The sequence below is a fragment of the Intrasporangium sp. genome (assembly GCF_036566125.1).
GTDB lineage: Bacteria > Actinomycetota > Actinomycetes > Actinomycetales > Dermatophilaceae > Intrasporangium.
In genome coordinates this window covers 1-7,608 of record NZ_DATCWX010000012.1, presented here as the reverse complement: position 1 = coordinate 7,608, position 7,608 = coordinate 1, and the positions used below count along the sequence as shown (strand labels likewise).

General features: G+C 68.7%; 6 protein-coding genes. All 6 read left to right on the top strand.

Features of this window, described 5'->3' with window-relative positions; translation table 11 throughout:
* Positions 1 to 1,147 (top strand): LpqB family beta-propeller domain-containing protein (locus VIR15_RS00875; protein WP_331925580.1); only part of this gene is annotated, 1,147 nt, incomplete at its 5' end.
* A 116-nt stretch (positions 1,148 to 1,263) separates the two neighbouring features.
* On the top strand, positions 1,264 to 2,004 hold the full coding sequence (locus tag VIR15_RS00870) for a ComF family protein (protein WP_331925579.1): 741 nt from the start codon (positions 1,264 to 1,266) through the stop codon (positions 2,002 to 2,004).
* Between the two features lie 217 nt (positions 2,005 to 2,221).
* Positions 2,222 to 2,878 (top strand): ribosome hibernation-promoting factor, HPF/YfiA family, encoded by a 657-nt coding sequence (gene hpf / locus VIR15_RS00865; RefSeq protein ID WP_331925578.1) that lies wholly within the window; start codon positions 2,222 to 2,224, stop codon positions 2,876 to 2,878.
* A 47-nt stretch (positions 2,879 to 2,925) separates the two neighbouring features.
* The gene (locus tag VIR15_RS00860; RefSeq protein WP_331925577.1) at positions 2,926 to 3,618 is read left to right on the top strand and encodes a response regulator; all 693 of its coding nucleotides are present in this window, start codon (positions 2,926 to 2,928) and stop codon (positions 3,616 to 3,618) included.
* Between the two features lie 8 nt (positions 3,619 to 3,626).
* On the top strand, positions 3,627 to 4,835 hold the full coding sequence (locus tag VIR15_RS00855) for a winged helix-turn-helix domain-containing protein (protein WP_331925576.1): 1,209 nt from the start codon (positions 3,627 to 3,629) through the stop codon (positions 4,833 to 4,835).
* Positions 4,836 to 5,013: 178 nt separating this feature from the next.
* The coding region (gene secA, locus VIR15_RS00850) for a preprotein translocase subunit SecA (protein WP_331925575.1) at positions 5,014 to 7,608 on the top strand (2,595 nt) is incomplete at its 3' end.

Below are 7,608 nucleotides of genomic sequence, written 5' to 3'. Positions count from 1 at the left end.
CTTCCCCGCCGCGACGCGGCTCGCCGTCGACTCGGTCCCCATCGAGTCGGGGCATGCCCAGGTGGACCTCAGCTCGATCGCGCTCTCGGCGGGCCTCGAGGAGCGGCGTGCGATGTGGGCACAGCTGTCCGCGACCCTGTCGAGGGCGAACGTCTCCTCCATCTCCATCTCGGTCGAAGGTACCGGGCTGGAGCTCGCCGGCGTGGGAACGAGCCTCTCCGCGCCGCAGGAGGTCGGCTATGGCTTCACGCCTGCGCCCGTCTTCGACTCGGCCCTCATCCGCAGCGGGAAGACCTTCAAGCGAATCGATCCCACCTTCATCCCCGACGATGCGAATGCGCAGGGTCGGCGAGGGGCGCAGTCCCTCAAGCCGGACGACCCGAACCAGCCGGCCGGTGAGTGGACCGAGCTGACCCTGTCGCGCGACGGGAACCAGGTTGCCGCGGTCGGCGGGGACTTCAAGGAGCTGTCCATCTGGCCGGCGCACGAGAAGGCGATGCGGATCCCCGGCAGCTGGAGCAACCTCATCCGGCCGGCCTATGATCGGAACCAGTACCTCTGGATCGCCGGACGCGCAGGGGGGAGCGCACGGATCTGGACGCTCAACACGGCGTCACTCGTACCGCATCCGAAGCCCGTTGTCGTCGACGTTTCCTGGCTCGGTGGGAACGAGATCGTGGCGCTGACGGTGTCGGGCGACGGGAGTCGGGTGCTCATCATCACCCGGGACCCGAAAACCAGAACGAGCCAGCTGCACGTCACCGGTGTGGTGAGGGCACCCAGCGGACAACCGGCGGCGCTCGCCGAGCCGCTCCGCCAGGCGCAGCCGCTGAGCCAGATGAAGGACGTGGTCTGGCTCGGCGCCGAGTCCTTTGCCGTCCTCGGTCGCCTCACGGACCGGGACGACGTGAGTCCGTGGATCGGCCACATCGGTGGCGGGCTCGACGGGCTACGCGTCCGCATTGGCCTGAGCGACCCCACGAAAGAGCGTCTCGAGCCCGTTCCGGGGGGTGCCCGGACGATCACGACGGCCGGTGGCCAGCGGGGTCTCATCTGCTTGACCGATGACAAGAAGGTGATGGCCAAGGCTGGCCTGAGCTGGCGGCAGATCGGGGAGGGCACCGATCTGCTCGTGCCGGGCCGCTGAGCTGGCTGCTGCACGCAGCGCGACTGCCTGTCCACAGGCCCGGCGGCTCGGCGACGCACTCCACAGGTTGCGGCATCAGGCTCGCTCATCGGCACCCCACACGATCTGCTGGCCGGGTGGTCCGTCTCCTCGCCGAGCTGCTCGATCTCGTGCTGCCTCTCGAGTGTGCCGGGTGCAGGCGCCCCGGCCACTCGTGGTGCCGTCGCTGCTCGGCCGCACTCGCCAGGTCCCGTCTGGCCCCGGGCGTCCGCCTGGTCGCGCCTGACCCGGTCCCTCCCGGCTTCCCCGACTGCTTCGCCTGGGGCCAGTACACCGGCCCGCTGCGCGCCGGCATCCGGTCCTGGAAGGACGGTGGCAGGAGGGACCTCGATCGGGGCCTGGCCGTGCTCCTCGCCTCCGCGATGGCGACCGCCCTCCGCGGGCCCGCACCCGGCTCTCCGCGCGGGTACAGCTGGGCGGACGGTCCGGTCCTCGTCGTCACCGTCCCGTCGTCCGCGCGGTCCGTGCGCCTCAGGGGTGACCGTCCGCTCGAGCACGTGACGCACCGCGCGCTCGAGAGCCTGGCCGGCGTTCCGGGGCAGGGGCCACGTCTGCTGGGCCCGCTGGACACTCTCCACCACCGACGAGTGGTCGCTGACCAGGCGGGTCTGGGGGCGGTCGGCAGGATCGCCAACCTGCAGTCGTCCATGGAGGTGGAGCGCCGGACGGCAGCACTCGTCCGGGGTCAGCGGTGCCTCATCGTCGATGATGTCGTCACGACGGGAAGCACCCTCGCGGAAGGTGCGCGAGCCCTGCGAGCTGCTGGCGCGATCGACGTGAGGGCGGCAGTCATCGCAGCGACCCCACGCCGCCCATGACCTGACTCATGGCCCTTCCGGGATGCCTTCCCACAGCCGATCGGTCCAAGTACTGTCATCGAAAGGAGACCCCCGGCCCCGTGGTGCGGCGTCATCTCGACAGCCTGACCGCGCCGGGCCCTATCGATGGAGAGGGTGGTGCCGAGGTGACGCGGGGGCCTGTCCCGGGCCCCGAACCAGGAGCACTGAGCGCCCAGAGCGCGACCAAGGAGGAACCGTGGAGATTGTCGTGACTGGACGCCGCGTCCAGGTCCCTGACCGATTCCGTGAGCTGTTGAACGAGCGCCTGGGCAAAGTTGGTGCACTGGCGCCGAAGGTGCATCGAATCGACGTCGTCGTGACGCACGAGCAAGTTGCCCGAGGCCGTGGGTCCGAGCGAGTCGAGATCACCTGTCGAGCGAAGGGACCCGTCATTCGCGCGGAGGCTGCGCTCGATGACAAGTACGCCGCGCTCGATGCGGCCGTCGACAAGCTGATGGAACGTCTTCGCAGGGTCAACGACAAGCGCCGCGTGAGCCGGGGCCGGCGGGTTCCCGAGTCGGTCGCGCAGGCGACCGCCCGGATCGATGCGGTGAACGGCTCCGCGTCCGCCGGGGCTGCGACCGACGTGGAGGCCGGCTCCGGGACCGGGGCGGAGGAGGAGGGCCGCTTCGGCGCTGTGGGCAGTTCGCCCATCGAGGTCCGCGAGAAGGTTCACACCGCGGCTCCCATGTCCCTCGAGGACGCGGTCAACCAGATGGAGCTCGTGGGCCACGACTTCTTCCTCTTCCATGACCTTGACACCGACCGGCCCAGCGTGGTGTACCGCAGACGCGGCTGGAGCTACGGAGTTCTGCACCTCGAGACGGAGCAGCCCGTCGCTGCCACGGGCTGACCACGGTCCCCGTCCCGCAGGAGCGCCGGCCCTGCCAAGATGAGGGGGTGAATCCCGCTCCCCCAGACGTCATCAGAGTGCTCATCGTCGACGATCACGCGCTGTACCGGCGCGGGCTGCAGACGGTGCTCGAGACGGAAGATGGAATCGACGTGGTGGGGGAGGCGGCCGACGGGAACGAAGCGGTTGACCTTGCCGAGGAGACGCTGCCCGACGTCATCGTCATGGATGTCGGGATGCCGAAGCGTGGCGGCATCGAGGCCTGCCGGGTCATCAAGCAGCGCATCCCGTCGGCTCGCATCATCATGCTCACCAGCTCGGACGACGAGGAGCATCTGTTCGAGGCCGTCCGTGCCGGGGCCAACGGCTACCTGCTCAAGGACGTGCCGCCGGAGGAAGTGGCGGTCGGGATCCGGGGAGTCTTCGACGGGCAGTCGCTCATCTCGCCGATGATGGCCTCGAAGCTGCTCCAGGAGTTCTCGAAGATGAGCCGGCACGAGGCGGCGGCTCCCGCCCCGACCCCGGAGCTCGAGCTGCCACGCCTGACCGAGCGCGAGCTCGGCATCCTCCGGCTCGTCGCGCGCGGCAAGCTCAACCGCGAGATCGCCGGGGATCTGTTCATCTCCGAGAACACCGTCCGCAACCACATCCGGAACATCCTGGACAAGCTGCAGATGCATTCGCGCATGGAGGCGGCGATGTACGCCGTGCGCCAGCGGCTCATCGAGCCGGGGGAGTGAACAGCGGCGTGTCCACCGGCCCGGTCCGTCAGCTGACCCCTGCGCAGGCTCGCCGCATCGCGATCGCAGCGCAAGGCTTTCTCGACCCGCGTCCGGCGCCCTTCGCCGCCTCGATGCGCCACATCCAGCGCGTCATCGACCGGGTCGGCGTCGTGCAGATCGACAGCGTCAATGTCCTGTCGCGCAGCCACTACCTCCCGTTCTTCTCGCGTCTCGGTCCGTACGACCGCACGATCCTCGAGCGGGCTCGCGACCGGGCGCCTCGGCGGCTCGTCGAGTACTGGGCCCACGAGGCGAGCCTCATTCCACCCGAGACCTGGCCGCTGCTCGACCACCGGATGCGCCGCGCCGCGGACGGCGCCTGGGGATCGATGCGTCGGATCCTCGCGGAGCGCCCGGACTTCGTCGACCTGGTCCAGCGCGAGGTCGAGGACCGCGGGCCGATGACCGCTCGCGAGGTCGAGGTCGCGCTCAGCCACGACCAGCCGCGCGGCAAGGGGAACTGGGGGTGGAACTGGAGCGAGGTGAAGCAGGCCCTCGAGTACCTCTTCTGGGCCGGCCGGATCAGCTCCGCCGGGCGCACGGCGCAGTTCGAGAGGAGGTACGCGTCGCTCGAGCTGACGGCACCACGGCAGCTGAGAACTGCCTGGCGTGATCGGCCCGGACCCGAGACTGACCCAGATCGCTTCGTCGAACTGGTCCGCATCGCGGCCCGGGCTCACGGCATCGGTACCGAGCTCTGCCTCGCCGACTACTTTCGGATCAAGCGCGCCGATGCCCGGGTGGCGATCAGTCGGCTGGAGACCGCCGGCGAGCTCATCCCGGTCGACGTGCCGGGCTGGCGCCCCGCGTGGCTGCACGCCGGTGCGCGTATCCCCCGGAGGGTCCACGCCGAGGCGCTGCTCAGCCCGTTCGACTCGCTCGTCTGGCAGCGCGACCGGGTCCATGCCCTCTGGGACTTCCACTACCGCATCGAGATCTACACTCCGGCGCACAAGCGCGTGCACGGGTACTACGTGCTGCCCTTCCTCTACGGTGACGCGCTCGTCGCACGATGCGACCTCAAGGCGGACCGCGCCGCCGGACTCCTGCGCTGCCACGCCGTCACGTGGGAGCCGGACGCGCCCCCGGATGCCCGTCCGGCGCTGGAGCGCAATCTCGAGTCGATGGCCCACTGGCTCGGGCTCGACCACGTCGTGACGACCACGGACCCCTGAGAGCGAGCTCAGCGGCATACGGCCCATGATGGCGGCCGGGGAACTCACTCAAGGCTCCGGTCCGTTGGTCCGGAAGGCCTGCCTGCGACTAGCCTAGGCAGGTCCCGTGACCCACACGGGCGATCGTGCCCGCCCAGCGGCGGGTGGCATCACGTTGAGTCGGGAGTGAGTACGCACCATGGTCTTGGGCATCGACAAGCTGCTCCGCGCGGGTGAGGGCAGGACCCTGAAGCGCCTTCAGGGCATGGCCGAGCAGGTCAATGCCCTCGAGGCTGACTTCGAGAAGCTCACCGACGAGGAACTACGCGAGGAGACGCCCAGCTTCCGCAAGCGCCTCGAGGCCGGTGAGAGTCTCGACGACCTGCTGCCCGAGGCCTTTGCGGCGGTTCGTGAGGCGAGCAAGCGCACTCTCGGCAAGCGGCACTTCGATGTGCAGCTCATGGGCGGCGCTGGGCTGCACCTGGGAAATGTGGCCGAGATGAAGACCGGTGAGGGCAAGACCCTCGTGGCGACGCTCCCGTCCTACCTCAACGCGCTCACCGGCAAGGGCGTGCACATCATCACGGTGAACGACTACCTCGCCGAGTATCAGTCCGAGCTCATGGGCCGCATCCACCGGGCCCTCGGCATGGAGACCGGCTGCATCCTCTCGAGCATGACGCCCGAGCAGCGCCGCGCGGAGTACGCCAAGGACATCACCTACGGCACGAACAACGAGTTCGGGTTCGACTACCTGCGCGACAACATGGCGTGGGAGCCAGCGGAGCTCGTCCAGCGCGGGCACCACTACGCGATCGTGGACGAGGTCGACTCCATCCTCATCGACGAGGCGCGCACGCCGCTGATCATCTCCGGTCCGGCCGACATCGCCACGAAGTGGTACGTCGAGTTCGCCCGGATCGCCTCGCGCCTGAGCCGGGGCGAGGACGGCCGGGGCGACTACGAGGTCGACGAGAAGAAGCGCACCGTCGGGGTCCTGGAGAGCGGCATCGCGCGCGTCGAGGACCTGCTCGGCATCGAGAACCTCTACGACACCGTGAACACCCCGCTCATCGGCTACCTCAACAACTCCATCAAGGCCAAGGAGCTGTTCAAGCGGGACAAGGACTACGTCGTCATGAATGGCGAGATCCTCATCGTCGACGAGCACACGGGCCGCATGCTCCCGGGGCGCCGCTACAACGAGGGCATGCACCAGGCGATCGAGGCGAAGGAGGGTGTCGAGATCAAGAACGAGAACCAGACCCTCGCGACGATCACCCTCCAGAACTACTTCCGCATGTACGACAAGCTGTCTGGCATGACCGGTACCGCCCAGACGGAGGCGGCCGAGCTCAACTCGATCTACAAGCTCGGTGTCATCCCGATCCCCACGAACATGCCGATGATCCGGAAGGACCAGGCCGACCTCGTCTACCGCACGGAGGTCGCGAAGTTCAACGCGGTTGTCGACGACATCGTCGAGCGGCACACGCTCGGGCAGCCCATCCTCGTCGGCACCACGTCGGTCGAGAAGAGCGAGTACCTCTCCCAGCAGCTGAAGAAGCAGGGCATCAAGCACGAGGTCCTCAACGCCAAGCAGCACGAGCGCGAGGCCGCGATCGTCGCCGAGGCCGGCCGGAAGGGCGCGGTGACGGTCGCCACGAACATGGCCGGACGAGGCACCGACATCATGCTCGGGGGCAACCCGGAGTTCCGCGCGGTCGCCGAGCTCAAGCGCCGCGGGCTCGACCCGGTGGAGACCCCGGAGGAGTACGAGGCGGCGTGGGACGAGGCGCTGGCAGGCGCAGAGGCGGCGGTTGCCGCCGAGCACGATGAGGTCACCGGAATCGGCGGGCTCTACGTGCTGGGTACCGAGCGGCACGAGTCACGCCGCATCGACAACCAGCTGCGTGGTCGGTCCGGTCGCCAGGGCGACCCCGGCGAGTCGCGGTTCTATCTCTCGCTGCAGGACGACCTGATGCGGCTGTTCAACGCGGCCCTGGTCGACCGGTTCATGGTGTCAGCCGGCATGGAGGACGACCAGCCGATCGAGTCGAAGATGGTGACGAACTCGATCCAGAAGGCGCAGGGCGCCGTCGAGGCCCAGAACTACGAGATCCGCAAGAACGTCCTCAAGTACGACGACGTGATGAACCGGCAGCGCCAGGTCATCTACGAGGAGCGACGCGCCGTCCTCGAGGGGCGGGACCTGCACGAGCAGCTCCGGATGTTCGTCAACGATGTCGTCGGCGGCTATGTCGACGCCGCGACCGCTGAGGGATTCGCTGCGGACTGGGACCTCGAGCGCCTGTGGGAGGCGCTGCGTCAGGTGTACCCCGTCGGCATCACGATCGAGGAGCTCGAGGACCTCGCGGGCGGTCGGAACGGCGTCAACGCAGAGCTGCTCCGCGAACAGCTGATGTCCGATGCGCATCACGCCTACGACCAGCGCGAGGAGGCACTCGGATCCGCGACCATGCGAGAGGTCGAGCGCCGTGTCGTGCTCTCCGTCCTCGACCGCAAGTGGCGCGAGCACCTCTACGAGATGGACTACCTCCAAGAGGGGATCGGGCTGCGGGCCATGGCCCAGCGCGACCCGCTGATCGAGTACCAGCGTGAGGGTTTCCAGCTCTTCGAGGCCATGATGGACGCCATCAAGGAGGAGTCGGTCTCGCACATCTTCTCCGTGCAGGTCGAGGTGACGCCGCCGGCGCAGCAGGTTGGTGCCACTCCGATGGCGGTCGGTGACCTCGTCGGCGGGGTGGCCCAGGCTGTCGCTGCGGAGGCCCCC